Annotated in this window: 27 protein-coding genes; 5 read left to right on the top strand and 22 right to left on the bottom strand. The window is 63.0% G+C overall.

Features of this window, described 5'->3' with window-relative positions:
• Positions 1-159: 159 nt before the first annotated feature.
• The 11 genes from ACJWXQ_RS08540 to ACJWXQ_RS08490 form a co-directional block, all read right to left on the bottom strand.
• A complete protein-coding gene (locus tag ACJWXQ_RS08540; RefSeq protein ID WP_406672588.1) occupies positions 160-672 on the bottom strand; it encodes a 3-hydroxyanthranilate 3,4-dioxygenase in 513 nt (170 codons plus the stop codon).
• 136 nt (positions 673-808) lie between these two features.
• Entirely contained in the window at positions 809-1234 is a 426-nt protein-coding gene (locus ACJWXQ_RS08535) for a RidA family protein (RefSeq protein WP_406672587.1), read from the bottom strand.
• A 25-nt stretch (positions 1235-1259) separates the two neighbouring features.
• Positions 1260-2702: an aldehyde dehydrogenase gene (locus tag ACJWXQ_RS08530; protein WP_406672586.1), complete on the bottom strand. Its 1443-nt coding sequence runs from the start codon at positions 2700-2702 to the stop codon at positions 1260-1262.
• 194 nt (positions 2703-2896) lie between these two features.
• The gene (locus ACJWXQ_RS08525) at positions 2897-3685 is read right to left on the bottom strand and encodes an SDR family oxidoreductase (RefSeq protein WP_346051113.1); all 789 of its coding nucleotides are present in this window, start codon (positions 3683-3685) and stop codon (positions 2897-2899) included.
• A gap of 55 nt (positions 3686-3740) precedes the next feature.
• On the bottom strand, positions 3741-4592 hold the full coding sequence (locus tag ACJWXQ_RS08520) for a symmetrical bis(5'-nucleosyl)-tetraphosphatase (protein WP_346051112.1): 852 nt from the start codon (positions 4590-4592) through the stop codon (positions 3741-3743).
• 42 nt (positions 4593-4634) lie between these two features.
• Positions 4635-5018 (bottom strand): Co2+/Mg2+ efflux protein ApaG, encoded by a 384-nt coding sequence (apaG, locus tag ACJWXQ_RS08515; protein WP_346051111.1) that lies wholly within the window; start codon positions 5016-5018, stop codon positions 4635-4637.
• A 95-nt stretch (positions 5019-5113) separates the two neighbouring features.
• A complete protein-coding gene (locus ACJWXQ_RS08510) occupies positions 5114-5554 on the bottom strand; it encodes a universal stress protein (protein ID WP_346051110.1) in 441 nt (146 codons plus the stop codon).
• A gap of 36 nt (positions 5555-5590) precedes the next feature.
• Positions 5591-6379, bottom strand: coding sequence for a 16S rRNA (adenine(1518)-N(6)/adenine(1519)-N(6))-dimethyltransferase RsmA (gene rsmA / locus ACJWXQ_RS08505; protein ID WP_346051109.1), 789 nt, complete (start codon positions 6377-6379; stop codon positions 5591-5593).
• On the bottom strand, positions 6376-7350 hold the full coding sequence (gene pdxA / locus ACJWXQ_RS08500; RefSeq protein ID WP_406672589.1) for a 4-hydroxythreonine-4-phosphate dehydrogenase PdxA: 975 nt from the start codon (positions 7348-7350) through the stop codon (positions 6376-6378). The genes rsmA and pdxA overlap by 4 nt, the downstream gene beginning before the upstream one ends.
• Positions 7351-7357: 7 nt before the next feature.
• Positions 7358-8647, bottom strand: coding sequence for a peptidylprolyl isomerase (locus tag ACJWXQ_RS08495; protein WP_346051107.1), 1290 nt, complete (start codon positions 8645-8647; stop codon positions 7358-7360).
• 16 nt (positions 8648-8663) lie between these two features.
• Positions 8664-10949 (bottom strand): LPS-assembly protein LptD, encoded by a 2286-nt coding sequence (locus ACJWXQ_RS08490; protein ID WP_406672585.1) that lies wholly within the window; start codon positions 10947-10949, stop codon positions 8664-8666.
• Positions 10950-11150: 201 nt separating this feature from the next.
• Here ACJWXQ_RS08490 and ACJWXQ_RS08485 point away from each other — a divergent pair, with 201 nt between their 5' ends.
• Both ACJWXQ_RS08485 and murU read left to right on the top strand, forming a co-directional pair.
• A complete protein-coding gene (locus ACJWXQ_RS08485; protein ID WP_406672584.1) occupies positions 11151-12164 on the top strand; it encodes an aminoglycoside phosphotransferase family protein in 1014 nt (337 codons plus the stop codon).
• Positions 12161-12838, top strand: coding sequence for an N-acetylmuramate alpha-1-phosphate uridylyltransferase MurU (gene murU, locus ACJWXQ_RS08480; protein WP_406672583.1), 678 nt, complete (start codon positions 12161-12163; stop codon positions 12836-12838). Before ACJWXQ_RS08485 ends, murU begins: the two co-directional genes overlap by 4 nt.
• Positions 12839-12868: 30 nt before the next feature.
• Here the strand turns inward: murU and lipB are convergent, their stop codons facing one another.
• From lipB to ACJWXQ_RS08425, 11 genes are all read right to left on the bottom strand, one after another.
• Positions 12869-13519, bottom strand: a complete 651-nt coding sequence (gene lipB, locus ACJWXQ_RS08475; protein WP_346051103.1) for a lipoyl(octanoyl) transferase LipB — start codon at positions 13517-13519, stop codon at positions 12869-12871.
• Positions 13520-13521: 2 nt separating this feature from the next.
• Positions 13522-13794: a DUF493 domain-containing protein gene (locus ACJWXQ_RS08470; protein WP_346051102.1), complete on the bottom strand. Its 273-nt coding sequence runs from the start codon at positions 13792-13794 to the stop codon at positions 13522-13524.
• On the bottom strand, positions 13791-14669 hold the full coding sequence (locus tag ACJWXQ_RS08465) for a D-amino acid aminotransferase (RefSeq protein ID WP_374729199.1): 879 nt from the start codon (positions 14667-14669) through the stop codon (positions 13791-13793). The genes ACJWXQ_RS08470 and ACJWXQ_RS08465 overlap by 4 nt, the downstream gene beginning before the upstream one ends.
• A gap of 9 nt (positions 14670-14678) precedes the next feature.
• Entirely contained in the window at positions 14679-15821 is a 1143-nt protein-coding gene (locus tag ACJWXQ_RS08460; protein WP_346051101.1) for a D-alanyl-D-alanine carboxypeptidase family protein, read from the bottom strand.
• A gap of 114 nt (positions 15822-15935) precedes the next feature.
• Positions 15936-16733: a septal ring lytic transglycosylase RlpA family protein gene (locus ACJWXQ_RS08455; protein WP_406672582.1), complete on the bottom strand. Its 798-nt coding sequence runs from the start codon at positions 16731-16733 to the stop codon at positions 15936-15938.
• Between the two features lie 2 nt (positions 16734-16735).
• Positions 16736-17719, bottom strand: a complete 984-nt coding sequence (gene mltB / locus ACJWXQ_RS08450; RefSeq protein WP_346051099.1) for a lytic murein transglycosylase B — start codon at positions 17717-17719, stop codon at positions 16736-16738.
• A complete protein-coding gene (gene rodA / locus ACJWXQ_RS08445) occupies positions 17719-18837 on the bottom strand; it encodes a rod shape-determining protein RodA (protein ID WP_406672581.1) in 1119 nt (372 codons plus the stop codon). The genes mltB and rodA overlap by 1 nt, the downstream gene beginning before the upstream one ends.
• Positions 18827-20704, bottom strand: a complete 1878-nt coding sequence (gene mrdA, locus ACJWXQ_RS08440; protein WP_346051097.1) for a penicillin-binding protein 2 — start codon at positions 20702-20704, stop codon at positions 18827-18829. The genes rodA and mrdA overlap by 11 nt, the downstream gene beginning before the upstream one ends.
• Positions 20704-21192 carry a rod shape-determining protein MreD gene (gene mreD, locus ACJWXQ_RS08435; RefSeq protein ID WP_346051096.1) on the bottom strand — a complete coding sequence of 163 codons (489 nt, stop codon included), beginning with the start codon at positions 21190-21192 and terminating at the stop codon, positions 20704-20706. The genes mrdA and mreD overlap by 1 nt, the downstream gene beginning before the upstream one ends.
• A complete protein-coding gene (mreC, locus tag ACJWXQ_RS08430) occupies positions 21189-22142 on the bottom strand; it encodes a rod shape-determining protein MreC (RefSeq protein WP_346051095.1) in 954 nt (317 codons plus the stop codon). Before mreC ends, mreD begins: the two co-directional genes overlap by 4 nt.
• Positions 22143-22228: 86 nt before the next feature.
• Positions 22229-23272, bottom strand: coding sequence for a rod shape-determining protein (locus ACJWXQ_RS08425; RefSeq protein WP_406672580.1), 1044 nt, complete (start codon positions 23270-23272; stop codon positions 22229-22231).
• 260 nt (positions 23273-23532) lie between these two features.
• On the opposite strand from ACJWXQ_RS08425, the gene gatC reads away from it, so the two are divergent.
• The 3 genes from gatC to gatB all read left to right on the top strand — a co-directional run.
• On the top strand, positions 23533-23820 hold the full coding sequence (gene gatC, locus ACJWXQ_RS08420) for an Asp-tRNA(Asn)/Glu-tRNA(Gln) amidotransferase subunit GatC (protein ID WP_346051093.1): 288 nt from the start codon (positions 23533-23535) through the stop codon (positions 23818-23820).
• A gap of 16 nt (positions 23821-23836) precedes the next feature.
• Positions 23837-25291, top strand: a complete 1455-nt coding sequence (gatA, locus tag ACJWXQ_RS08415) for an Asp-tRNA(Asn)/Glu-tRNA(Gln) amidotransferase subunit GatA (protein WP_406672579.1) — start codon at positions 23837-23839, stop codon at positions 25289-25291.
• 89 nt (positions 25292-25380) lie between these two features.
• On the top strand, positions 25381-26346 hold a 966-nt coding region (gene gatB / locus ACJWXQ_RS08410), incomplete at its 3' end, for an Asp-tRNA(Asn)/Glu-tRNA(Gln) amidotransferase subunit GatB (protein ID WP_406672578.1).

Genomic DNA, 26346 nt, shown 5'->3' with positions numbered 1-26346 from the left:
GTGGCGGTGCTGTTGGATTGGAAGTTCCCAGTTCCCAGTTCCCAGTGAACAGTGGGTGTGTGGCAACCTGCTTGTGGGAGCGGCCAGGCTTCTGCCACCAGCAGTATGGCGACTGTCCACTAGAAACCAGTAGGCCTCTCAGCGGGTACAGTCTGCTGTTCACTGCTTTTCCATTACATACCCGCAATTGTTACAGCTGCGGTGTTCCTCGCTGCCGAAGAAGCGGTCGAATACCGGCGGGAACTGGGTTTCAATGTTCTCCAGGTGGAAGTACTCTTCATACAGCTTGTGGTTGCACTTGTCGCAGAACCACATAAGACCATCCTGTTCATTCGGTCGCCGTTCACGTTCGATCACCAGGCCGATGCTGTTCTCGAAGCGCTGGGGCGAATGGGGGACCCTCGGTGGCAGCAGGAAGATTTCTCCGGCCTTGATGGGGATGTCCCGCACCTTGCCGTCTTCCTGGATCTTCAGCACCATCTCACCCTCGAGCTGATAGAAGAACTCCTCGCCCTCGTCGTAGTGGTAATCCTTGCGGGTGTTGGGCCCGCCAACCACCATGACGATGAACTCCGAATCCTTGAATACCCGCTTGTTGGCCACGGGCGGCTTGAGCTCGTCCCGGTGTTCGTCGATCCATTTCTGGAAGTTGAAGGCGCTGGGTAAAGGCATGGATGGCCTCCTCAGGTCTGTACCTGGCGTTTCGGATGGCACCGTAGGAGCGAATTCATTCGCGATGGGTCCTTCGTTTGCCGCGATGCCGGATTCCGGTCACGATCGCGGATGAATCCGCTCCTACGATTGTTGATTACCCAATTGTAGCAATGCATTTCAGCTCGATGGCAATCGGCGTGGGCAGACGATTGATCTCCACCGTGGTGCGGCAGGGCTGATTGTCCGCGAAGTACTCGGCGTAGATCTTGTTGTAGGCCTTGAAGTCCCGGGGAATATCGGTCAGAAAGACAGTCACGTCCACCAGCTGTTCCCAGCCGGAACCCGCTTCTTCCAGAATATGGCGCACATTCTGAAACACTGAATGACACTGGGCCTCGATGTCGTAGTCCAATACATTGCCCTCATCGTCCAGCGTGACCCCGGGAATGTCCTTGCTGGTGGCCGAGCGGGGGCCGACACCGGAAAGAAACAGCAGATTTCCCACTCGCCGCGCGTGGGGATACAGCCCTACCGGCTTGGGGGCCTTTCCGGTGTTGACGATGCTGTCGTTGTTGCTCATCTCTATCTCCAGAAATTCCGGTGGCTTATTCTGAGAAGTCAATCGTCACGTTCTTGGGGTCGGTGAAAAAGCGCATGGCTTCCCAGCCGCCCTCTCGGCCGACGCCGGATTGTTTCATCCCGCCCATGGGCACACGCAGGTCTCGACGCATCCAGCAGTTAATCCAGACCAGGCCGGACTCGATATTTCGGGCCAGACGGTGGGCCCGTTGAATGTCACGGGTCCAGATGCTGCAGGCCAGGCCATAGTCGACGCCATTGGCGATGGCCAGCGCCTGGTCTTCATCGTCGAAGGGTAGCAGGCTGACCACCGGGCCAAAGATTTCCTGCTGATTGGTCCTACAGGCCGGATCCAGGCCTTCAATGACGGTGGGCTGGATGAACCAGCCCTGCTCACAACGACCGGCGACCTTTACCGGCTCGCCGCCGCAGAGGATAGTGGCGCCATCTTCTCGCGCCTGTTCGATGCAGCCCAGGACCTTGTCGTAGTGGGGCCTGGAAACCACCGCGCCCTGACGGGTGTCCGAGAGGGCCGGGTCGGCCGGTGGCAGGGCTTTGGCGCGGGCCACGAAGGCATCCCGGAATGGCTCGTAGATGGAGCGTTGCACCAGCAGGCGGGATCCGCACAGACAGATCTGACCCTGATTGGCGAAAGCCGCCCGCAGGGTTTCGTCCAGGGTTCTGTCCCAGTCGCAGTCCTCGAACACCAGGGTCGGGTTCTTTCCGCCCAGCTCCAATGACAGCTTCTTGAACTGGGGGCCGGCCACTTGCGCAATGCGGGCGCCGGTAGCGGTTCCGCCGGTGAAGGAAATGGCCTTGATTGCCGGGTGACTGACAAGCCGGGCGCCAATCTCGGGTCCGCGGCCGTGCAAGATGTTGAGGACGCCGCTGGGCAGGCCGGCCTCGATGCAGAGCCTGGAGAACAGCCAGGCGGTCTTGGGGGTGACTTCCGAGGGCTTGCCGATCACGCAGTTGCCGGCGGCCAGCGCGGGCGCGATCTTCCAGGTAAACAGATACAGAGGCAGATTCCAGGGGGAGATGCAGGCCACCACCCCATGGGGTTCGCGCAGCGTCCAGTTGATGGCCCCGTCTTCCATGAGATGGGACTCACTGGAAAATTGACTGGCGGCGGCGGCAAAGAAACGCAGATTGGCTGCGGCACGGGGGATATCCACTGAACGAGCCAGGGCAATGGGTTTGCCGGTATCCTCGGACTCGGCGGCCGCCAGGGCCTCAAGATCCCTTTCCACCAGATCGGCCAGGCGATTCAGCCAGCGGGCCCGTTCCGGGGCCGGGGTATGACGCCAGGCCGGAAAGGCTGCCTGTGCCGCCGTTACCGCCGCATCAAGCTCGGCCTGTCCGGCGTCCGCAATTCGGCCCGACACCTGCCCTGTGGCCGGCTCGAAATTGTCCAGCCATTCGTTTGAGCCTCTGAGCTCGCCGGCAATGTAATGCTCGATCTGATCCATTGCTGTTTCTCACGGTGGGGGGCATCAGGGAACCGCCGGATTTATCCCGCCGCAGGAGCGGATTCATCCGCGACCTTTGCCCGCGGGGGGCGTGATCGCGGATGAATCCGCTCCTTCGGTCTGGCTATCTCCACAGTTCTCAATATCCCCGGTACTGAATGAGCCCCTGTTTCAGGTGTTGGCAATGTTGCCTCTCAGATACCCTTGGTTCGCCCGCCATCCACCGGGATGCTGACGCCGGTGATGTAGGCGGCCGCCGGGGAGGCCAGAAAGGCGATGGCGGCGGCGGTTTCCTCGGGGCGGCCGAAGCGTCCCATGGGCACCTGGCCAAGCGCTGCCTGTTCCACTTGCTCAAAGCTTTGTCCGGTCTTTTCCGCCTTGCCTTCAAACAGGCGCTTTAGGCGATCGGTCTGGGTAAAGCCGGGTAATACGTTATTCACCGTGATGCCATCGGGGGCAAGCTCCGTGGCAATGGTCTTGGCCCAACTGGCCACCGCGCCGCGCACGGTATTCGATACCCCCAGGCCGGGAATGGGTTCTTTCACCGACGTGGAGATGATATTGATGATGCGCCCGTAACCGTCCTCGCGCATCCCGGGCAGCAGAGCCTGGAGCAGGGTCTGGTTGCAGATGAGATGGCGCTGAAAAGCGGCGGTGAACTCATCCTTTTTGGCGCTGTGGGCCGGGCCGCCGGGTGGGCCACCGGAGTTGTTGATCAGGATGTGATAGCGACGCCCTTCCTCCACACGGGAGCGGATCACGGTCTCCAGCGCTTCGGGACGGTCGAAGTCGGAGGTGAAATAGCCGTGCTCCTGCTCCAGGGGCCGGGGCAGCTGATCACGAACAGCGCTCAGGGCCTGTTCGTTACGGGCGGTCAGGGTCACCGTGGCGCCCAGCGAAGCCAGTTCCATGGCCACCGCTCGCCCGATGCCCTGGCTGCTGCCGCAAACCAGTGCATGTTTGCCTTCAAGGTTCATATCCATCGTTCGGCTCCCTTGTCATTCATCAGAGGAGTGAGTTCACCACGGAGAACAGCCATCAATCTTCGCCTGGCGCCATGCACCCCTGGCAGTCGACGGTGGTCCAGCCGCCGTCTTCGTCCATGCGGAAGGCGGTCAATGTGCCGCCCCAGACGCAGCCTGTGTCAAGAGCGTAGACATTGTGGTCGCTGAAGTTCACCCCCTCGCTCTGGCCCGCGGTCGACCAGTGGCCGAAAAGAATATGTTCGTCAGCGCTACGTCGGCCGGGAGCCTGATACCAGGGATACAGGCCCTGTGCCTGTTCGCCGGGGGCGCACTTGGTGTTCAGATCCAGGCGCCCGTCTTCGGTGACGAATCGCATGCGGGTAAAGCAGTTGATCATGAAGCGCCAGCGATCCGCTCCCGTCAGGGACTCGTCCCACTGGTCTGGTTCATTCCCATACATGACGGCCAGGAAATCCTGATGGTCGGGACCCTGCAATACTTCTTCCAGCTCGCGGGCAGCCGCCGTGGCCTGTGTCATGTCCCACTGGGGGGGCAGGCCGGCATGAACCAGGCTGTAGCCCAGCTCCCGGTCAGTATGCAAAAAGGGGCGGTGACGCAGCCATTCCAGTAGGTCCCCGGCATCGGGGGCGTCGAGAATCTGGGCCAGGGTGTCCTTCGCTTTCAGTCGCGGCGATGCCTGCTGGGCCACGGCCAGCAGGTGCATATCATGATTGCCCAGCACGGTGACGGCCTGGTCGCCCATGTTCCTGACAAAGCGCAGGGCTTCCAGAGACTCCGGGCCGCGATTGACAATGTCACCCGCAAACCAGAGCCCGTCTTCGGCAGGGTCAAAGTTGACCCGATCCAGGAGTTGTCTCAGCTCGTCGTAACAACCCTGTATGTCACCGATGGCAAAAATGGCCATGTCTGTTTTCCATTATCGGGAGAATTGGAACTGCCGTGAAGATCAGTTCACCACGCCTGGGACGGCCAGGCGAAAGGGGGCAATGGGGGCGCGAAACTGGTCGCCGTCATCGGCCTCCATGAGATAGTCCCCTTGCATTGACCCCACCGGTGTTTCCAGGATGGTGCCGCTGGTGTACTGATAAGCCTCGCCCGGCTGAAGGTAAGGGTATTCCCCGACGACGCCGTCACCTCGAACCTCCTGGACCTTGCCGTTGGCATCGGTGATCAGCCAGTGTCTTTTCAGCAGACGGGCACCCACGGACCCCTCGTTTTGAAGGGTGATGGTGTATGAAAAGACGAATCGGGCCTTACCGGGATCGGACTGGCCGTCCAGGTATCGGGTCTCCACCTGGATTTGTATGTTGTGCTCGGGATTGTCGGTCATGAAGTGCCTTGTCCGTTCAAGAGCGAACCGGCGCGGCGGTGCCGCGTAAACTCAATCTGCAGGGACATTCTAACAGGGTGTCCGTGCCCGCCGCCTCAATCGTCCCGCAGGCGAACGGTCAGCACGTCACAGGGGGCGTTATGAACGACCGAGCGCTCCGTGCCGCCCATCAGCAGGGCCAGGCCGTGACGCTCACGACTGCCCAGCACGATCAGATCAGCACCGATGTCGCCGGCGATCCGCTTGATCTCCGCCTTGGTCTGGCCCACTTTCACCAGACACTTGTCCACCTTCAGGTCCAATGAGTCCACCAGCTTCTGCAGGCGTTCGCGGGCACTGTCGATCAGCTCTTCTTCCATGTCCACCGGCGGCGGGAGCAGGGCCTCGCCGGCCGGGTCCACGGGGACGTATTCCACCACATGCAGCAGGGAGATGCGGCCGTCCGTGGCCCGGGCCACGGTTTTTGCCCGCTCCAGCACCTGTGCGCTTTCCTCGGCGAGATCAGTGGCGACCAGGATATGCTTATAGACGCTCATGCTTCCCCCTCACGCGACGACTGAGCCCAGTATAGGTTATTGCCCCTGGGTGGCACGAATGCGGCTCGCCAGGCGGGCAAAGTCCTCCGGCGTCAGGTTTTCGGGACGACAGCCGGGATCGATGTCGGCGGCTTCCATGGCATCGCCGTCAGCCAGTCCCTTGAGGGCATTGCGAAGGGTCTTGCGGCGTTTGGAGAAGGCCTGGCGGACCAGTCCGGCCAGTGTTTCTCGGTCCTCCGGCAAGCACAGGGGCTCGCTTCTCGGGCGCAAGCGGACAATGCTGGATTCCACCCTGGGGCGCGGATTGAAGGCACCCGGGGGGACATCAAAGAGATGTTCGGCATGGCAGTGCAGCGCCGTCATGATGCCCAGACGGCCATAGGCAGGGCTGCCGGGGCCGGCCGCCAGGCGATCCACCACTTCCTTCTGGAGCATGAAATGCATGTCGGTGATGGCATCAATCTGCTCGAAGAGATGGAACATCAGCGGCGTGGAGATGTTGTAGGGCAGGTTGCCCACTACCCGCCAGGGGCCTTGTCCCAGTTGATCAAGACTGAAGCGCAGGGCATCCACATTGTGTATCCGCAGCTCGCCCAGTCCGGCGCAGCGTTCCTGCAGCAGGGGGATGACATCCCGGTCGATTTCCACCACGTCCATTTGCCCGTGCCGCTCCATCAGGGGCGCGGTGATCGCCCCAAGGCCTGGGCCGATTTCCAGTAGGCGGTCGTCGGCCCGGGGATCGATGGCAGCGATGATCCGGGCAATGATGCGGGGATCGTGCAGAAAATGTTGCCCGAAGCGCTTGCGCGCGCGGTGCTGATTCATGCCTTGGCCTCCACCATTTCCAGCGCGCTTTCCACCGCGGCCCTCAGACTGCCCGCTTCGGCCTTGCCGCTACCCGCCAGGTCCAGTGCAGTGCCATGATCCACCGAGGTGCGGATGATGGGCAGACCCAGGGTGATGTTGACCGCATTGCCGAAGCCGGCGTACTTGAGCACGGGCAGACCCTGGTCGTGATACATGGCCAGTACTGCGTCGGCCTGGTCCAGATGACGGGGGGTGAAGGCCGTGTCCGCGGGCAGGGGGCCGTCGAGGGAGAATCCCTCCGACCGTAATCGCGACAGCAAGGGTTCGATGATATCCAACTCCTCCCGGCCCAGATGCCCGCCTTCACCGGCGTGGGGATTGAGCCCGAGTACCAGGATCCTGGCTGCCGAGAGGCCGAATTTCTGGCGCAGATCCTGATCCAGGATCCGGATGATGGTTTCCAGGCGCTCGCTGCTGATGGTATCGGCCACTTCCCGCAGGGGCAGGTGGGTGGTGGCCAGGGCAACCCGCAGACCCGGACAGGCCAGCATCATCACCGGCTGCTTGCCGCCAGTGCGCTCGGCGAGGAACTCGGTATGGCCGGAGAAGGGAATGCCAGCGTCATTGATCACGCCCTTGTGAACCGGGGCGGTGACCAGAGCCGAGAAGTGACCGGCCAGGCAGCCGTCCACCGCCTGGGTGAGCAGATCGATGACATGAGCGGCGTTGCTGGTATCGAGATGCCCGGCCCTGACCGGCGTGCGTACCGGTACCGGCTGGATACTGAGACGCCCCGCCGTGCGCAAGACTTCGCCACCGTGCCAGGTCTGGCAGTCAATCCTATAGCCAAGCTGCTCGGCGCGGGCCGCGAGCACCCCCGGGTCGCCGAGGACGACCAGGGGGTATTCACGGGATTCTCGCGCCAGCTCAAGGCAGAGATCGGGGCCGATGCCGGCCGGCTCGCCGGCACTCAGGGCCAGCGGCCGCATGGACATCTCAGCTCCCGAGGCGGATTTCGAGGTAGGACTCGTCACGCAGGTTCTGAAGCCAGGCGTCCATCCGTTCCTCGGCCTTGCGGGCACGAATGAATTGTTGTGCCTGGTTGCGCCGCACGTCCAGGGTCCGGTCCCGCTCCCGAAGTTCGATCAGCTGCACCAGGTGATGGCCGAAGCGGCTCTCAAAGGGCTGGCTCACTTCCCCCGGCTCCAGCTCCTCGATCACTTCCTCGAATTCGGGGACAAACTGACCGAAGGTCTGCCAGTCCAGATCGCCGCCCAGGGACGCGGAGCCCGGGTCCTGGGAATATTCACGGGCCAGATCTGCGAAGCTTTCACCTTCCTCGACAACACGACGGCGCAGCTCCACCAGTTTGAGATGGGCCTGCTCCGGCAGCAGGATCTCGGAAGGCTGCAACAGAATATGCCGGCTGTGATGCTCCTGGACAATCACCGGATCACCGCGACGGGCCTCGTTGAGCTTGAGGATGTGGAAACCGCTGGAGGTGCGGAAGGGCCGGGTGACATCACCGGCGCCCATGTCCACCACCCGTTCGGCAAAGGCAGTGGGGAGCTCCGGGCCCGGGCGCCAGCCCAGATCGCCACCATCGAGGGCAGTGCGACTTTCGGAATGGGCAATGGCCAGTTCGGCGAAGTCGGCCCCTTCCTGCAATTGCTCGTAGATGTTCTCGGCGCGTTCCCGAGCCTCGCGGACCACGTCCGGGTCATCGCTGGAGCCGTCCATGCCAATCATGATGTGTGACACCCGGTATTCCGCGTCCAGGTCACCGCGGGCTTCGGCTTCCGCCAGGAACTCCTGGATTTCCCGTTCGGAAACGGTAACTTCCCGGTACAGCATCTGCTCCTGGACACGTTGTTGCAGCAGCTCCTGGCGCATCTGTTCACGCATGGAGGCGTAACTCATGCCTTGCCCTTCCATCAGTTGGGGCAATTCGGCCAGGGTCGTTCCCTGCTGCTGGGCGAAACGGGCCAGGGCCTGGTTGACCTCGTCGTCACTGACCCGCAGGCCGGCCATGTCGGCGCGCTGAAGCTGTACCCGCTCGTTGATCAGTTGTTCCAGCACCTGTTCACGCAAGACGCGCCGGGGCGGCAGTTGGGTACCCGGGTCCATGCGCATGCGAAGCGCCTCAATCCTTTCCTCCAGGTCCGAGTCCAGGATGATTTCGTGGTTGACCACGGCGACGATGCGATCGAGGGGCTCGTTGGCCGAGGCCAGGCTGATGCTGGAGGCCAGCAGAAGGCCAAGCAGGATGGTGGTGATCTTTCTCATAGTGACAGTGCCATGTTCAGTCGAATTCGCGATAGCCGTAGCCCATGATGCCTTCGCCCAGGAATTCCCTCACGGGATTACCCACGCCACCCAGGCCCTTGAGCTCAAGCTGGATCATGAAGTTGCGGTCCAAATCGCCGTCCCGGTTGTAGATGTAGCGACGGCTGGTGAAGCGAAGGGCCCAGCAACAGCTCTCATACTCAAGACCGGCGAAACGGTCCAGGGTTTCGTCGTCCTCGAGTGAATGATTCCAGCGCCCGAAAACACGGATGCGCTCCGTAATGGGCCAAGCAAATGAGACATCGGCCTGATCGAGTCGGTTCCGCCGGTTGCGGTAGCCGATATTGATGACTTTTCGGGGTTCCGGCCGATATTGGAACTGTATCGCGCTGCGACTGGTTTGTCGATCATCCGGGTCCCACAACAGGGTGGTTCGGGCGCTGAAACTGTCCGTCGGTGCCGCCTGGACCTCGGCAACCAGTTCCGAGCGGGCCTCGGTTGCCGTCTCGCCGCCCCTGAGTCTCACTTCCCGGTCATCGAAGTGGTGAATCTGGCCCAGGCTGCCACTCAGCAGGCTGCGGCCACTGTCCCGGTCCAGGATGCGGGAGGTCAGGGCCATGCCCACCCGGTTGGCGTCGCCGAGACGGTCCGGGCCCACGAAGCGGTCTTCCATGAACAGGCTGGCGAAGGTGAAGTCGATCTCCCGGGTGTCGAAGCGGGGCAGCAGATTCTGCTCCTCGTCCGCGGGCACATAGAGGTAGAACAGTCGTGGCTCCAGCGTCTGGCGCAGATTGGCGGTGCCGGCGAAAGGGCGTTCCAGAATCAGGCCCGAATCCAGGCTGAAAATCGGCGTGCTGCGGCTGAAGCTGAGATCCTCTCCGGGGCTGAAAACCAGGCCGTCGCCATCATCGTTGATGGCGGCGTTCGACAGCTCATGTCGGGTGTACTGGCCGCCCAGTGCCGGTTGCAGGAACCAGCCAGGGGTCCCGAAGCGCCCGGTGACCCGTGGGTGCAGATGGAGGCGATCGGCCTCGATGGAATCGGCTCGCTCCAGGCGAGTGAAGCGATGATGGAGTTCGGCGTGGAAGGGGCTCCGCCCGATGGGCAGGTCCGAGTCCAGGCGCATATCCGGCATTTCCCGATAGGGCAGGCGGCTGTCCTCAATGGCATCGTCGATGGTCTGGAATATCCGGAAGCGGCTCTGAAAGCGATACCAGGGCGTGCGCTGGCTGATGGTCAGCGATTGCGGCAAATGGGTTCGGGTTCGTCCGCCCGGTCCGGAGCCGAGATCAAGGAAGTAATCCGGGTCGGAGGCCCGTTGCACATTGGCATTGATCCGCCAGTTGGCGGGCAGGTCCGTGCGTTGGCGGTAGCGGTAGTAATAGCGATCATCGCCGAACAGCTTGTCGTCAGGATGGTACTCCACGTCCAGGGTGCCGCGGGTTGTCGCGGTCAGATAGCGGGTTTCGGTCCTGAGCTGGGTGCCCCGCTCGCTGCGGTGGTGGGGGGTGAGGGTCATGTCCAGGTTGGGGCGAATATTCCAGTACCAGGGCAGCACGACCTCGGTGCCGTGACGGCTTGAGCGGCCGAAATCCGGGAACAGAAAGCCGCTCTTGCGGCTCTCGTCGATGGGAAAGCTTACCCAGGGGCTGTAGAAGATGGGAACTCGCTTGAAGTCCAGACGCATGTGGCGGGCCGTGCCGCGCCCCGCCTCGTGGTCCAGTTCCATCTCCCGGGCGTGCAGCTCCCAGTCACGGTTACCCGGCGCGCAGGTGGTGAACATGAGGTCATCCATGAGGGTGCGGTTGTCCGCGGTGCGCCGCAGGCGGCTGGCATCACCCCGGGCATGTCGATCCAGCAGTCGGAAGCCGCCCTGCTGGAACTCGCCACTGTCACTGTCCAGATCGAAACGGGCCTGTTCTCCGCTCAGGGCCAGATCGTTCTGGATGAAATCCACCTCGCCCCGCATCTCTGCTGCATTGGCCTGTATATCGTAGAGAATCTCCTCGGCCCGCAACTGGCGCGTACCCTGGCGCATGATGACATCGCCCTGATAGCGGAAATACTGTTCGCCAATCCCCTCGCTCGAATCCGCGTCAACCGTCACCGGGGTGCCGTGATCCGGTGCCGGTCCAACGGTTTCCGGCGGCCGTTCCGGTGGCCAGGTGGGGCACAGCCGCCAGGGCTCGGGCTCTTCGGCCTCGATCTGGGCCGTTGCCAGGTCATGCCACAGGCAGCCGCCCAGAAGCAGCACTGCCAGTCCGGCCCGACGAAATCCCTGTTGTGCCTGCTTGGAAACCACGCGTGTCCTGTTCCTGGCCAATGCCGGGCCGTGCCGGCGGGGTTTGTATGATGGCGGGATCGGCGCGCGCGGTAAACTCGCACAGCCGACGCAGGACCGCAAGCCCGGGCCCCGCTGGCAGGCGGCAGCTTGCCAGCGCTGGTCGGGACCGGGATGATTCGCATACGGTTAAAGCTCGATTATCGCTGCTGGAGCAAGTGAATGAGTGAAGATTCGCGCCTTGTCGCGCTGCGACACTGGCTGCAGGCAGGTTTTCCCGATGCGGAGATCGAATTGCGGCCGGCGTCGGCGGATGCTTCCTTTCGGCGCTATTTCCGGGTCAGCGGCCTTGGGCCGCAAACCCTGATCGCCATGGATGCACCGCCCGAACAGGAGCGGCTGGGCCCCTTCATCGACGTGGCGGGCCGTCTGGCCGCTGCCGGCCTGCGGGTGCCGGAGGTGCTCAGGCAGGATCTGCGTCAGGGTTTCCTGCTGTTGACGGATCTGGGGCGCCAGACCTTCCTGGAGGCATTTGCCCACGAAGACCCGGCGGCGATGGTGGAGTCCGCCCTGCCTGTCCTGGTGCGGATGCAGGCGGCAACCGATCCCAGCGGGCTGCCGGTCTATGATCAAGCTCTGCTGCAGCGGGAGTTGTCCCTGTTCCCCGACTGGTATCTGGCCCGGGAGCGGGGCCTGAGTCTGTCGGCGCGGGAGGAGAAGGCACTCGCCGACTGGTTTGATCGCCTCTGTGAGCGAGCCCTGGCTCAGCCCCGGGTTTTTGTCCATCGGGATTTCATGCCCCGGAATCTGATGGTTGGCGGGGCAGAGCCCGGAATGGAGCCCGGAGTCATTGATTTTCAGGATGCCGTGCTTGGGCCGGTGAGTTACGACCCGGTCTGTCTGTACATGGATGCCTTCCACAGCTTCCCCGAATCCACCGTTACTGCCGGGCTCGGCCGCTACCACGAGCTTGCCAGGGCAGCCGGGATACCCGTTCCCGAGGCGCTGGACGAGTTTCTCCGGGATGCCTGCTGGATGGGGGTGCAGCGCCACCTCAAGGTGATCGGGATATTCGCCCGCATCGCGCACCGCGATGGCAAGCCGCATTATCTGAGCGATGTGCCCCGCTTTTTCGACTATCTGGAACGAGCCGCCCTGTTCGATCGCGAGTTGCGCCCCCTGGTGGAGTTGATCAGCCCCTGGCGGCCCCCGGCCAGTGCGGAGGCGGCCGGATGAGCAGGCGGGCGATGATTCTGGCCGCGGGTCGTGGCGAGCGCATGCGGCCACTCACCGATCAGACCCCCAAGCCCTTGCTGAAGGTGGCCGGCCGCCCCTTGATCGAGCACCAGATCCGCCGCCTGGCAGCGGCTGGCTGGCGAGACATCGTGATCAATCTGGGCTGGAAAGGCGAGCAGATTCGCCAGGCACTGGGTGATGGCAGCGAGTTGGGCGTGGCCTTGCGTTATTCCGAGGAAGGCTGGCCGGCACTGGAGACCGGCGGCGGCATCCACCATGCCCTGCCGCTGCTGGGGCAGCAGCCCTTTCTGGTGGTCAACGGGGATGTCTGGTGTGAGGCGGATTTTGACCGCCTCCGTCTTGCCGATGATGACCTGGCCTGTCTGCTGCTGGTGGATAATCCCGACCACAATGCCGACGGCGATTTCGCACTCCAGCAGGGGCGGGTCCGAAACCAGGGCGGTCCGCGCTACACCTTCAGCGGCATCGGGCTTTACCACCCAGAGCTGTTCCGAGACAGCCCCGCAGGCGCCTGGCCCCTGGCCCCCCGCCTGCGCGAGGCTGCCGAGCAACAACGACTGGCCGGCATCCACCATGCCGGCCCCTGGCTGGATGTGGGAACACCCGAGCGCCTGCACCAGCTCAACGCCCGCTTGAGTGGTGCCGAGCAGTAATGGGCTTCATCTCTTGGGAGCTTGCCGGATTCAGGCCGGGGTGTAGCCGAGATGGTGGAGGAGATGGGGCTGGAGGTCGCGCCATACGGTGAGCAGGTCGCCGGGGCCGCCCAGATCGGCGACCTGGGTGACTTCCAGGCCCTGGAAACCGCAGGGGTTGATGCGGGTAAAGGGTTCCAGGTCCATGTTCACGTTGAAGGCCAGGCCGTGGTAGGTGCAGCCATTGCGCACACGCAGGCCAAGGGCGGCGATTTTGCGGCCGTCCACATAGACCCCGGGGGCATCGGGACGATTCACCGCCGCAATCCGGTAGCCGGCCAGCGTGTCGATGACTGCGTTCTCAAGGGCCTCGACCAGGGCCCGGACGCCCAGCTTCAGGCGTCGCAGGTTGAGCAGGGGATAGACCACCAGCTGACCGGGGCCGTGGTAGGTCACCTGGCCGCCGCGGTCGATGTCGATGACCGGGATATCGCCGGGGGCGAGTACATGTTCGTGCTTGCCGGCCAAGCCCAGGGTAAAGACCGGCGGGTGCTCCACCTGCCAGATGCGGTCCCTTTCCTCGCCCTTGCGGGCCAGAGTCCACTCCTTCATCTCGGCCCATACCGGCTCGAAGTCGCGTCGCCCCAGTTCACTGAACTCGGGCGGCGTTGGGGTCTGGCGGGCGGAGGCGGGGGCGGCCATGGTCAGAGCGTCATCAGTACACGCTCGGAGGCGTGCAGTTCCCGGTAGATGTCATCCAGCTGGGGGCGGCTCTCGGCCCGGACGGTAACGGTCAGGGAGACAAAGCGCCCACCCCGGCTTTCCCGGTCACGCACATTCAGGACCGCCGATTCACCTGCATGACGGCTGACGATTTCTATCACATGTTCGCGAAAGCCTTCCTGATCCCGCCCCATGATCTTGAGCGGGAAATCGCAGGGGAACTCCAGCGGTGTGTTGTCTTCGTTGATGCTCATGACACTGCCTGTTTCTTGCCTTGTCTTGTGGAAGCTTCCAGTGCCGCCTGCACGCGGGCCCAGACCGGCCCGGGGCGGCCCTCGCCGATGGTTTGTTCGTCGACTCGGGTGACCGGCATGATTTCCCGGCTGGAGCTGCTGAACCAGAGTTCATCGGCCTGCTCCAGTTGTTCCAGGGGCAGAGCCGTTTCCTGAACCGAAATCCCGAGCTCGTGCGCCAGTTCCAGCACCACCTGTCGGGTAATGCCCGGCAGAATGGCAGAACTCTGGGGCGGCGTATGGATGACACCGTCCTTGACCAGAAAGAGGGTCATGGAGCTGCCCTCGATGAGTTCGCCGTCGCGGTGGAGCAGGGCCTCGTCGGCGCCGGCCTCATGGGCTGCCTGCTTGGCCAGGATGTTGGGCAGCAGGGTTGTTGCCTTGATGTCGCAGCGCCGCCAGCGCAGGTCCTCCACCAGATGCGCCCGTGCCCCCTCGCTTCGCAGATGGGCCGGGGGGCGGGGCAGGGGCGAGCTCATGGCAAAACAGGTGGGTGCTATCGGCTCGGCCGGAAATCCATGTTCACGACCCTTATCCGTGCCCCGAGAAACCTGCAGGTAGACGTTCTGGTCTCCCCCGCCATTGCGTTCGACCAGTTCCAACAGGGTGTCACGCCAGCGTTGGCGTCCCATGGCATCACTGAGCCGGATCGCTTTCAGGCTGTTCTCCAGCCGCGCCAGGTGTTCATCCAGGCGAAAAGGCTGGCCGTCATAGACGGGGATGACCTCGTAAACCGCGTCACCGAACAGAAAGCCCCGATCCAGGGGGGAGATGCGCGCTTCCTGCACTGGCAGGAACTCACCATTCAACCAGGCTGTTGGCAAAGGTATGGCCATGGGCTGCCTTTAATCAAACATCAGGCGGACACGGTCCACAAGGCGTCGCCAGAGCCCGCCGGATTCCACGTCCTCAAGGGCGTGAACCGGACGTTCCGCGACCAGCTCACCGTTGAGACTGACCTGGACAGTGCCCAGCTCATCGCCAGACTGCAGGGGGGCGTCCAGACGGCTGCTGAGGTTCATCACCGGGTCCAGGTTGCTGTAGCTACCCCGGGGAACGGTGACGTAAAGATCCTCGCTCAGGCCCACCGGCACCGTGTCGCTGGCCCCGCCCCAGACCCGTTCTTCCGACAGCGGCTCGCCGGCCGCATAGAGGCGATGGGTTTCAAAGAAGCGGAAACCGTAGTTGAGCAGGGATTGGCTGGCATCGGCGCGGGCTCTCTCGCTGCTCGACCCCATCACCACCGAGACCAGCCGGGTGTCGTCCCGGCGGGCCGAGGTTACCAGGCAGTAGCCGGCCGAGGTGGTGTGGCCGGTCTTGAGCCCGTCAACGGACTCATCCCGCCACAACAGGGTATTGCGGTTGTTCTGGCGGATGCCGTTCCAGGTGAATTCCCGCTCTGAATACCAGCCGTAGTGTTCGGGAAATTCCCGAATCAGGGCGCGGGCCAGCAATGCCGTGTCGTGAGCCGTGGTGATCTGGTCTTCGTGGGGCAGGCCCGTGGCATTGGCGTAGCGGGTATTTTCCATGCCAATACGCTCAGCATACTGATTCATCAGATCCACAAAGGCTGCCTCCGAACCCGCCACATGTTCGGCAAGGGCCACGCTGGCATCGTTGCCGGACTGGATGATCATGCCTTTCAGGAGGTTCTCCACCGTGACCCGGGTGCCGACTTCGATGAACATGCGTGAGCCCGGCATCCGCCAGGCCCGCTCGCTCACCACCACCTCCTCGTCCAGGCTGATGCTGCCGGAAGCCAGGGCCTGGAACACCACATAGCCGGTCATCACCTTGGTGATGCTGGCCGGTTCCACTGCTTTTTCCGGGTCCTTGTCGGCCAGTATGCGGCCACTGTTGTAATCCAGCAGGACATAGCTTTCAGCATCCACCGACGGGGCGGAGGGAATGGGACTGGAAGCCATTGCGGCGGTGACGGCCAGCAACAGGGTGGCGGCGGCCGCCAGGCGAGCAGCGATCTTGGTCATCGGTCAGAGTACCTGTGTTGCAACAAGGGAACGGCTTTTCGGCGACTGGCATGATGCCAGCGCCCCATTTTAACAGGAGTGATTGTTCCGACGAGTATTTTTGGTCCAGGTTCCTCAGTCTCTGACGAGGCTGGTGTCCTGAATGCCGGCATCCCGAAGGCGGCCAAGGATGGTTTCCACCCGATCCTGGCTGTCCAGCGGCCCTACCCGAACCCGGTGCACGCCCCGGCGCCCGCGCTCCGATTCAACCCGCACCGGCCGGATATCCCGTGACTCCAGTCGCCGCTTGAGGGCGAGGGCGTTGTCGCGGTCACGAAAGGCGCCCACCTGGATACGGACCGGCCCCTCAATCGGCCCCAGGCTCGGACCACCACTCTCGTTCTGTCCGGTGAGTGCCTCCACCCGCACCCTGGCGGTGCCCTGGTCGGCGAAACCGAGACGGTGGGCGGCGGCATAGGACAGATCAATCAGCCGGTCGTGGGCGAAGGGGCCGCGATCATTGACCCGAACCACCAGGCTGCGGTCGTTTTCCAGGTTGGTGACCCGCACATAGGTGGGCAGGGGCAGGCGGGTATGGGCTGCGGTGAGGGCATACATGTCGTATTCCTCGCCACTGCTGGTACGCTCGCCGTGAAATTTCTTGCCATACCAGGAAGCAATGCCTTCTTCCTCATAGCCGCGGGCGGAATCCATTACGTGGTAAGTGCGCCCGAAGACTTCATAGCTGTCGGGGTTGCCGTAGCGGCTGCGTGGCTCTTCCCGAGGCGTGGGTTCCGGAATCCGGTCCAGGCCGGCTGGCGGCGTTCGTGGCCCGCTGTCCTGGACATCAAAGGGCGCGCAGGCGCCGGCCAGGACCAGTAGCAGCATGAGACCGCCTGTGGGCAGCAGCCGACGGTGGATTACTCCCTTCATCGTTACCCAGACCCTTCTCGGTATTCACGCTTGATCGCCCGGCTCAGCTCCCAGACCGCCATGGCGTAGAGGGGGCTGTGATTGTAGCGGGTGATCACACGAAAGTTGTGCAGGCCCACCCACCAGTCCTCGCCGTTCTCCTGCTCCAGTCGGACCGGCAGCACCCGTTCGTCGTCGCTTACGCCCTCGCTGAAGATCAGACCGGCCTCTCGCAGTTCAGCGGCCGGTCGCCGTTCCAGACCCGAAGGCGGCTCGAGATGCCGATCCTCCGGCAGGATGGCCGGAACCACCACGGCATCACCCGCCCGCCAGCCATGTTGTTTGAAATAGTTGGCCACGCTGCCGATGGCATCTTCCCAGTCGCTGAAAAGATTGCGTTGGCCACTGCCGCTGAAATCCACGGCGTAATAGCGGTAGCTGGATGAAATAAACTGGCCCACGCCCATGGCACCGGCGTAGGACCCTCGCAGCTTGTGAATGTCCAGGGCTTCCTCGTCGGCGAGCAGGAAGAGCTGCTCCAGCTCCCGGCGAAAGAAATCCGCCCGGGGGGGGTAATCGAAGCCCAGGGTCACCAGTGAGTCCAGTACCGGGTGTCGGCCTTGATGACGGCCGTAATAGGTCTCGACACCGATGATGGCAACGATGATCTCGGGGTCGACACTGAATTCCTGGCTGGCTCGCCGGATGATGCCTTCGTGTTCCTGCCAGAAGGCAACCCCGCCCTGGACGCGTTCGGAGGTCATGAAAATCGGGCGGTAACGATGCCAGGGGAGGGCTTCGGCCGGGCTGGCGATGGCCTCCAGCACGGCATCCTGGCGGATCACCTGGCTGAACACTGACTCCAGCCACTGCCGCTCAAGACCATGCTCTTCCTCCATGTGGTCGATGAAGCGATTGATATCATCCCGCTCCAGCCAATTGGCTGCCGACAGGGTAGTGGGCAGGAAACTGAGGGCCAGCAGAATGGCAAGGATATAGGGCTTCATCAGTGCATGAACCGTCGGTGGCTGTTGATGCTCATGAGAATACCGAAGCCAGCCATCAAGGTCACCATTGAGGTACCACCGTAGCTCACCAGTGGCAGGGGAACACCCACCACGGGGAGCAGGCCGGTCACCATGCCGGTATTGACGAAGATATAGACGAAGAAGGTCAGCATCAGGCTGCCGGCCACCAGGCGCCCGAAGTTGTCCTGAGCCCGCAGTGCCAGCACCATGCCTCGCCAGAACAGGAAAAGGTAGAGCAGCACCAGGACCATCACGCCCAGCAAGCCGAACTCCTCGCCGAGAACCGCAAAGATGAAATCGGTGGACCGCTCGGGCAGAAACTGCAGTTGCGACTGGGTGCCCTCGGTCCAGCCTTTTCCAAAGAACCCGCCGGAGCCGATGGCAATCTTCGACTGGATGATGTGATAGCCGGCCCCCAGGGGGTCGGATTCCGGATTGAGGAAGGTCAGCACCCGCTGGCGCTGGTATTCGTGGAGATAGGCCCAGAGCAGTGGCAGGGCCGCACCTGCCGCCACCAGGCCGCCGATCATGTACCGCCAGCGAAGACCGGCCAGAAAGAGGACGAAGAAACCGGCGCTTGCCACCAGCAGAGCGGTGCCCAGGTCAGGCTGACGGACGATCAGGGCCACTGGAACAGCAATTGCCAGAAGAACAACAATGACCTGCCACCAGCGCGGCGGTACCCCGCGGTCGTGGAGATACCAGGCAATGGCCAGTGGCACCACGAGCTTCATCATTTCCGAGGGCTGGAAGCGGACGAAGCCCAGATTGAGCCAGCGCTGAGCGCCCTTGCCGGTCTCGCCGACCAGAAGAACCAGCACCAGCAGTCCCAGTCCAGCCAGGAACAGCCAGGGCGCCCAGCTTCGATACAGGACCGGTGGCAGTTGAGCCAGGAAAACCATGATGGCCAGGCCGAGACCAATGCGAATGAGCTGGCGAATCAGCAGGGAGGTACTTTCGCCGCCGGCACTGTAGAGCACGATCATGCCGAAGCCGCTGAGCAGGGCAATGCCCAGCAGCAAGGGGCCATCCAGGCGCAGATTGCCCAGCAGCCCGTTGCTGTCATTGCCCCTGACCGAGAAGGAATCAGCCGCCATTGTCTGCCTCCTCTTCCAGCTTGAGCAGGTAATGGTCCATTACCGCTCGCGCCCGGGGCGCGGCGACGGCGCCACCGCCGCCACCATGTTCCACCAGAACCGCCACCGCAATACGCGGGTCTTCCGCCGGGGCGAAGGCGATGAACAGGGCATGGTCACGCAGGTGGAAAGCCACCTCTTCATGTTCGTACTCTTCGTCCTCGCCCAGGCTGAAGACCTGGGCCGTGCCGGTCTTGCCGGCAATCCGGTAGGGCGCGTTCATGCCGGTGGCTCGGGCCGTCCCCCGGGGGCCGTGAACCGATTCCACCATGGCGTCAATGGTTCGCTGCCAGTGATTGGGCTGAATTTGGCTGAGTAACTCGGAGCGATGGCTTTCCGGTGGGTCCATGGCTTCGAATTCCCGGGTAAAGGCGTTGCGAAAGCCCCGCAGCAGTCTCGGAGATCGAAGCTCGCCGCCGTTGGCCATGGCCGCGGTCGCCTTGGCCAACTGCAGGGGCGTGGAAAGCATATAGCCCTGGCCAATGCCGGCGATGACCGTCTCTCCATGGAACCAGCTTTCGCCCAGGGCGCGGCGTTTCCAGTCTCGCGAGGGGACCAGGCCTGCGGACTCGCCGGGTATGTCGATGCCGGTTCGCTCACCCAGGCCGAAGTGGGTCAGATAGCGGTGGATATTGTTGATCCCGAGCTCCATGGCCAGGGCGTAAAAGTAGATATCGCAGGACTCCACAATGCCCTTCTCGAAATCGGTGGGACCATGGCCCTCCCGTCGCCAGTCCCGGAAGGGACGGTCACGCCCATCAATGAAAAACTCCCCGGTACAGCGCAGGGGGGCGTCGGGATCGAGATCCGTGGCATCCAGGCCTGCCAGGCCCAGCATGGGCTTGACCGTGGAGCCCGGCGGGTAGCGGCCACGGGTGGCGCGGTCGAACAGGGGCCGTGCCGGGTCGGCCTGGAGCTGGCGAAAAGTTTCATGCTCCAAGCCTCTGGAGAGCTCGTTGGGGTCAAAGGAGGGGCGGCTGACCATGGCCAGCACACCGCCGTCGCGGGTATCCAGAGCCACCAGGGCGCCCCGCTGACCTTCCATGGCATCCCAGGCGGTCTGTTGCAGTTCAACGTCCAGATTAAGGTAAATGTCGTCACCGGGCATGGCCGGCTCACGGACGTCCAGGGTGCGGATGACCCGGCCCTGGGCGTTGGTTTCCACTCGGCGACTGCCCGCACCGCCGTGGAGTATTGGTTCATAGGAGAACTCGATGGCCGTCTTGCCGATCTGGTTGGTACCGCTATAGCGGCTGCGATCAATGCGTTGCAGATCCTCGCGACTGATGGCGCCCAGATAACCCACAACATGGGCAGTGAGCTCACCGTAGGGATAATGTCTGGCCAGACGGGCGCGGATATCCACACCGGGAAAACGTTGCCGCTCCACGGAAAAGCGGGCCACTTCCTCTTCACTCAGATTCTGTCGAACCGGCACCGGCTGGAAGCGGCGTTGGCTGCGCAGGAGGCGAAAGAAACGCTCCCGGTCGGCATCCCGTAGTTCCACCAACTCAGCCAGCTGGTCCAGGGTCTCGTCGATGTCCTCGACCTGTTCGGGGATCAGTTCCAGCTGGTAGGTGGGGACATTCTCGGCAAGGATATGACCATTACGATCGAAAATCAGGCCGCGGGTCGGCGGAATGGGCTCCACTCTCACCCGATTGCCGTCGGCGAGGGTGGCGTAGTGTTGGTGATCCACGACCTGCAGGGCGAACATCCGCCCGACCAGCAACAGCAGCAGTGCCGTGGCCACCACGGCAGCCAGCACCGCCCGACCGATGAACAGGCGGCGATCCTGGGATTGGTCGCGAATATGCAGGTCAGACACTAACTCACACCGAATTGCCGGCGCAGGGCTCTGAGCAGGAACATGATCCAGGGCCACAGCAGCATGCCGGCCAGTACCGGCGCCCAGCGCCATTCCAGGTCATAGAGATTGCCAGTGACACCATCCACCAGAATAAGCATCAGTTCATACAGTCCCAACAGGGCCATTACTGTCATGGCCTGTTGCCACACCGGGAAGACACGGATGCGCAGGTGCGACCCGGCCACCACCAGACTCATTATTGCCAGCGCCAGGGCATGCTGGCCCAGCAGGCTGCCGGTGAGCACATCCAGCAACAGTCCGGTAATCCACGCCGTGCCCACGTTCACCCGATGGGGCAGGGCCATGATCCAGTAGATCAAAACCAGGGCCGACCATTCCGGTCGAAATGGCGCAACGGTATCAGGCAGCGGCCAGATGGTCAGTGCCAGGGCCACGAGCAGGCTGAGCCAGATCACCCAACGGGCCTGTGCAGGCTGATCTCTCATTGGCTCTCCCCTTCATCCATGCTGCCGCTGCCATCGTTCTGGTCCTGGTCCCGGCCCCCATTCGAGTCCGGGTCCGCCAGGGGGTCGCGGTCAAAGGGCAGGCCGTCTTCTCGCCAGACCAGCAGGACTTCCCGGCTGCGATTGAGGGCGGCGGCCGGTTCGGCGTGGATGGCGGCGAAGGTCTCGCCGGGGCGCCGCTCAACCGATTGAACCGTACCTACCGGGTAACCACGGGGGAAACGCATCCCGAGGCCCGAAGTGACCAGCAGGTCGCCTTCCTGGATGTCGGCGTTGTTGGGCAGATAGGGCAGCTCCAGACGGGTAAGGTTGCCGGTTCCCACCGCAATGGTGCGCAGGCCGTTGCGGTTTACCTCCACCGGTATGGCGTGGCTTGGGTCGGTAATCAGAATGGCCTCGGCGCCGAAGGGACCGAGGTGGGTGATCTGGCCCATGACCCCGTCGGCATCCAGCAGAGGCTGGCCCTGATAGACGCCATGACGACTGCCCTTGTCCACCACCACCCGATGGCGGAAGGGGTCCAGGCTTACCTGCAGCAATTCCGCGGCCAACAGCCGTTCGCCCACCCGCTCGCCTGATTGCAAGAGCTCCCGCAGGCGTTCGTTCTCCTGCTCCAGGCTCTCAAGCCGCTGGACCTGGCCGCTCAGCTCCAGCCGTTCCGCTCGCAGCCGTCGATTCTCCTCGAGCAGCTCACCCCGCCGGCTGAGGCTCTCGCTGGCTCGGTCAATGGCGGATGAAGGCAGGTCAACGATGAGCTGAATCGGGTAGGTGAGCAGGGCCAGGCTTTGCCGCACCCGGTCCAGATGGCCTTCGCGGTGATCCACGGTGATGATCACAATGGACAACAGGACCAGGAGCACACAGCGAATCAACGGCGATGGGCCGTGGCCGAAAAGCTTGTCATTGCCGCTGCTGCTGAATGCGGAGGCCATGTCCCTAACCGATTGCTATCGAGTCAGTGCCGCCGGGCCGGCAGTGCCGGCCCGGTTGGGTGAGGAGGACAGGGCCGAGTGGGCGCTCATTCGACGGAGAAAAGTTCGCCGCCGTGTTCGTCCATTAGTTCCAGCACCCGGCCGCCGCCACGGGCGACACAGGTGAGCGGGTCGTCCGCAATCACCACGGGAATGCCGGTTTCCTCCATGAGCAGGCGGTCCAGGTCGCGCAACAGCGCGCCACCGCCCGTGAGCACGATGCCCCGGTCGGCCACATCGGAACCCAGCTCCGGCGGGGTCTGTTCCAGAGCGGTCTTGACCGCGCCGACAATACCCGCCAGTGGCTCCTGCAATGCCTCCAGGATTTCATTGGAATTGAGGGTAAAGGCGCGCGGCACCCCTTCGGAAAGGTGGCGTCCCTTGACTTCGATCTCCCGAACCTCCTCGCCGGGATAGGCGGAGCCGATCTCCTGCTTGATCCGCTCGGCGGTGGACTCACCGATCAGGGTGCCGTAGTTGCGGCGGACATAATGGATGATGGATTCGTCGAAACGATCACCGCCGATACGAACCGAGGCCGCATAGACAATACCATTCAGGGAGATGACGGCCACTTCCGAGGTCCCGCCGCCAATATCCAGCACCATGGAGCCCTTGGCCTCGTGCACCGGCATGCCCGCGCCGATGGCCGCTGCCATGGGTTCATGAATGAGATGGACCTTGCGGGCGCCGGCCCCGGCCGCCGATTCCTTGATCGCGCGGCGCTCCACTTGCGTGGAGCCGTAGGGGACGCAGACCACGACCCGCGGGCTGGGGCGGAAATAGCGGGTCCCGTGGGCCTTGCGGATGAAGAACTGCAGCATCTTCTCGGTCACGGTGAAGTCGGCAATCACACCGTCCTTCAACGGCCGGATGGCGACGATATTGCCGGGCGTGCGGCCAAGCATGCGCTTGGCTTCGACCCCCACCGCCTCGATGGTCTTGCCGCCTCGGCTGGGATCATCGCGAATGGCGACCACCGAGGGTTCGTCGAGAATGATGCCCTTGCCCCGGACATAGATCAGGGTATTGGCCGTGCCCAGGTCAATGGAAAGGTCATTGGAAAAAAAGCCGCGAATACTGTTGAACATCGGGGGAGTTCTTCTTTGTCTGCGGCCCTGGCGCATGGCCGGGGCCAATGATCGGAATTTCTGCCAGCCCGCATTTGCGGCGGCATAGCGCACCGCGCGTACTTTATCAACCACCCCGGCAATGGGCAATCAAATTTCGGTGTGCGTCAACGTGTCTGTGGCGGACGGTTGACGCGACCCGGGTCCGCCCAGCCATGACGGCGGAGGCCTGCCTGTGGTAGATTTCTGCGCCTGTTTCTCAGGCTCTGGAGGCCGAATCCATGTCACTCAGCCCGGACGACGTTCGTCATATCGCCCATCTGGCCCGACTCCGCATCGAGGAGCAGGATATCCAGGAGTATGCGGGAAATCTCTCCCGAATTGTGGATTTTGTCGACCAGTTGGGCAAGGCCGACACCGATGCGGTCACCCCCATGGCTCACCCGCTGGAGATGGCGCAGCGCCTGCGCGACGACGTGGTGACCGAGGAAAACCACCGCGACGAATACCAGCAGAACGCGCCCGCCACCGAGGCCGGTCTTTATCTCGTACCGCGCGTCATCGAGTAAAAAGGGATCACTGGACATGCATGACAAGACACTCGCCGAACTGGCCGCCGGTCTCAAGCAGGGGGAATTCTCCAGCGAGGAGCTGACCCGGCATTTTGTGGACCGGATCGAGGCCCGGGACGACCGCTACAACGCCTTCATTACCCCGACGCCGGAGCGGGCCCTGGAGCAGGCCCGCGCCGCCGATCGGCGCATCGCCGAGGGCAATGCCGGCCCTCTGACCGGCCTGCCCCTGGCGCACAAGGACATCTTCTGCACCCGCGGGGTGAAGACCAGTTGTGGTTCGAAGATGCTGGATAACTTCGTCTCTCCCTACGACGCCACCGTTGTGGAGAAGCTGGCCGAGGCCGGCATGGTGACCCTGGGCAAGACCAATATGGACGAGTTCGCCATGGGCTCTTCCAACGAGACCAGCTATTACGGCCCGGTGAAAAACCCCTGGGACGAGAGCAAGGTCCCCGGTGGCTCCTCCGGTGGCTCGGCGGCGGCGGTGGCCGCGCGCCTGGCGCCGGCCGCCACCGGCACCGACACCGGCGGTTCCATTCGTCAGCCGGCGGCCCTCACCGGACTGACCGGCTTCAAGCCCACCTACGGCCGGGTCTCCCGTTACGGCATGATCGCCTTCGCCTCCAGCCTGGATCAGGCAGGTACTCTCACGATCAGCGCCGAAGATGCCGCGCTCATGACCCAGGCCATGGCGGGTTTTGATGAACGTGACTCCACCAGTGCCCAGGAATCCGTGCCGGATTATCTGGCCGCCCTGGGTCAGGACATCAAGGGCTTGAAAATCGGCGTACCGCCCGAGTTTTTCGACGAGGGCCTGGACGCGGATACCCGCAAGGCGGTGGATGATGCCCTGGATGTCTATCGCCAGTTGGGCGCCGAGATCCGGGAAGTGCATCTGCCCCATCTGGACCTGTCGGTGCCCACTTACTATGTGGTGGCCCCGGCGGAGTGTTCCTCCAACCTGTCTCGCTTTGATGGTGTCCGCTTCGGTTATCGCTGCGAGAATCCCAAGGATCTGCTGGATCTTTATGAGCGGTCCCGGGGCGAGGGCTTCGGGGCCGAGGTCAAGCGCCGGGTCATGACCGGGACTTATGTACTGTCCGCCGGTTATTACGACGCCTACTACCTGCAGGCGCAGAAGACCCGCAAGCTGATTCGTGATGACTTCCTCAAGGCCTTTGAGGAAGTGGATGTTTTGATGGGCCCGACCACGCCCACTCCCGCCTTCGGGATCGGCGAGAAGACCGACGACCCCATCACCATGTACCTCAACGACATCTACACCATTGCCGTCAACCTGGCCGGCCTGCCCGCGGTATCGGTGCCCGCTGGCCTGGTGGGCGGCCTGCCGGTGGGGCTGCAGATTATCGGCAACTTCTTTGATGAAGGCCGTCTGCTCAACGTGGCACATCAGTTCCAGCAGCAGACGGACTGGCATAGGCGGCTGCCGGAAGGCATCGAGTAACACTGTGAGGTCGAGACTTTCCCGTCTCGACTCTGGACCAGTACAGACCCTGCCAAGGGGTCTCCCACAGTCAAAATTGGAACACGATTATGGAATGGGAAACCGTCATCGGGCTGGAAATCCACACCCAGCTCCAAACCAGTAGCAAGATCTTTTCGGGCAGTTCCACCGCCTACGGTGCCGAGCCCAATACCCAGGCCTCGCTCATTGATCTGGGCTATCCCGGCATGTTGCCGGTGCTCAACCGTGAGGCGGTGGGCATGGCCGTGAAGCTGGGGCTGGCCATCGGCGCCAAGATTGCCGATCGTTCGGTTTTTGCTCGCAAGAACTACTTCTATCCGGACCTGCCCAAGGGCTATCAGATCAGCCAGTACGAGCTGCCGGTAGTCTACGAGGGCACCCTGGATATCGAAATGGATGACGGCAGCACCAAGACTGTGGGCGTCACCCGGGCCCACCTGGAAGAAGACGCCGGCAAGTCGCTGCACGAGGGTTTCGAGACCATGACCGGCATCGACCTCAACCGCGCCGGCACGCCCCTGCTGGAGATCGTCTCCGAGCCGGATCTGCGCTCCTCCGCGGAAGCGGTGGCCTACATGAAAAAACTCCATTCCCTGGTTCGCTACCTGGAGATCTGTGACGGCAACATGCAGGAAGGTTCTTTCCGTTGCGATGCCAATGTCTCCGTGCGTCCCAAGGGCCAGAAAGAGTTTGGCACCCGCACCGAGATCAAGAACGTCAACTCCTTCCGTTTCGTGGAGAAGGCCATTGATTACGAAGTGGAGCGGCAGATTGATGTCCTTGAGTCCGGTGGTGAAGTGGTGCAGGAGACCCGTCTCTACGATCCTGCCAAGGGCGAGACCCGCTCCATGAGGACCAAGGAGGAAGCCAACGATTATCGTTACTTCCCCGACCCGGACCTGCTGCCTTTGGAGATCGAGAACAGCTTTGTCGAGAAGGTTCGTTCCAGCCTTCCCGAGCTGCCGGATGCAAAGAGAGAGCGATTCATCAGCGATTACGGTCTCAAGGCCTATGATGCCGGCGTGCTGACAGCC

It is taken from the genome of Natronospira sp. (assembly GCF_007134575.1).
Taxonomy (GTDB): Bacteria; Pseudomonadota; Gammaproteobacteria; order Natronospirales; family Natronospiraceae; genus Natronospira; species Natronospira elongata.
This window is presented reverse-complemented; position numbering and strand designations above follow the sequence as displayed.

Excerpts from the sequence above, each read along its gene's own strand:
- ACJWXQ_RS08540 (WP_406672588.1), bottom strand. The coding sequence starts at position 672 with ATGCCTTTACCCAGCGCCTTCAACTTCCAGAAATGGATCGACGAACAC.
- ACJWXQ_RS08535 (WP_406672587.1), bottom strand. The coding sequence starts at position 1,234 with ATGAGCAACAACGACAGCATCGTCAACACCGGAAAGGCCCCCAAGCCG.
- ACJWXQ_RS08530 (WP_406672586.1), bottom strand. The coding sequence starts at position 2,702 with ATGGATCAGATCGAGCATTACATTGCCGGCGAGCTCAGAGGCTCAAAC.
- ACJWXQ_RS08525 (WP_346051113.1), bottom strand. The coding sequence starts at position 3,685 with ATGGATATGAACCTTGAAGGCAAACATGCACTGGTTTGCGGCAGCAGC.
- ACJWXQ_RS08520 (WP_346051112.1), bottom strand. The coding sequence starts at position 4,592 with ATGGCCATTTTTGCCATCGGTGACATACAGGGTTGTTACGACGAGCTG.
- apaG (WP_346051111.1), bottom strand. The coding sequence starts at position 5,018 with ATGACCGACAATCCCGAGCACAACATACAAATCCAGGTGGAGACCCGA.
- ACJWXQ_RS08510 (WP_346051110.1), bottom strand. The coding sequence starts at position 5,554 with ATGAGCGTCTATAAGCATATCCTGGTCGCCACTGATCTCGCCGAGGAA.
- rsmA (WP_346051109.1), bottom strand. The coding sequence starts at position 6,379 with ATGAATCAGCACCGCGCGCGCAAGCGCTTCGGGCAACATTTTCTGCAC.
- pdxA (WP_406672589.1), bottom strand. The coding sequence starts at position 7,350 with ATGCGGCCGCTGGCCCTGAGTGCCGGCGAGCCGGCCGGCATCGGCCCC.
- ACJWXQ_RS08495 (WP_346051107.1), bottom strand. The coding sequence starts at position 8,647 with ATGAGAAAGATCACCACCATCCTGCTTGGCCTTCTGCTGGCCTCCAGC.
- ACJWXQ_RS08485 (WP_406672584.1), top strand. The coding sequence starts at position 11,151 with ATGAGTGAAGATTCGCGCCTTGTCGCGCTGCGACACTGGCTGCAGGCA.
- murU (WP_406672583.1), top strand. The coding sequence starts at position 12,161 with ATGAGCAGGCGGGCGATGATTCTGGCCGCGGGTCGTGGCGAGCGCATG.
- lipB (WP_346051103.1), bottom strand. The coding sequence starts at position 13,519 with ATGGCCGCCCCCGCCTCCGCCCGCCAGACCCCAACGCCGCCCGAGTTC.
- ACJWXQ_RS08470 (WP_346051102.1), bottom strand. The coding sequence starts at position 13,794 with ATGAGCATCAACGAAGACAACACACCGCTGGAGTTCCCCTGCGATTTC.
- ACJWXQ_RS08465 (WP_374729199.1), bottom strand. The coding sequence starts at position 14,669 with ATGGCCATACCTTTGCCAACAGCCTGGTTGAATGGTGAGTTCCTGCCA.
- ACJWXQ_RS08460 (WP_346051101.1), bottom strand. The coding sequence starts at position 15,821 with ATGACCAAGATCGCTGCTCGCCTGGCGGCCGCCGCCACCCTGTTGCTG.
- ACJWXQ_RS08455 (WP_406672582.1), bottom strand. The coding sequence starts at position 16,733 with ATGAAGGGAGTAATCCACCGTCGGCTGCTGCCCACAGGCGGTCTCATG.
- mltB (WP_346051099.1), bottom strand. The coding sequence starts at position 17,719 with ATGAAGCCCTATATCCTTGCCATTCTGCTGGCCCTCAGTTTCCTGCCC.
- rodA (WP_406672581.1), bottom strand. The coding sequence starts at position 18,837 with ATGGCGGCTGATTCCTTCTCGGTCAGGGGCAATGACAGCAACGGGCTG.
- mreD (WP_346051096.1), bottom strand. The coding sequence starts at position 21,192 with ATGAGAGATCAGCCTGCACAGGCCCGTTGGGTGATCTGGCTCAGCCTG.
- mreC (WP_346051095.1), bottom strand. The coding sequence starts at position 22,142 with ATGGCCTCCGCATTCAGCAGCAGCGGCAATGACAAGCTTTTCGGCCAC.
- ACJWXQ_RS08425 (WP_406672580.1), bottom strand. The coding sequence starts at position 23,272 with ATGTTCAACAGTATTCGCGGCTTTTTTTCCAATGACCTTTCCATTGAC.
- gatC (WP_346051093.1), top strand. The coding sequence starts at position 23,533 with ATGTCACTCAGCCCGGACGACGTTCGTCATATCGCCCATCTGGCCCGA.
- gatA (WP_406672579.1), top strand. The coding sequence starts at position 23,837 with ATGCATGACAAGACACTCGCCGAACTGGCCGCCGGTCTCAAGCAGGGG.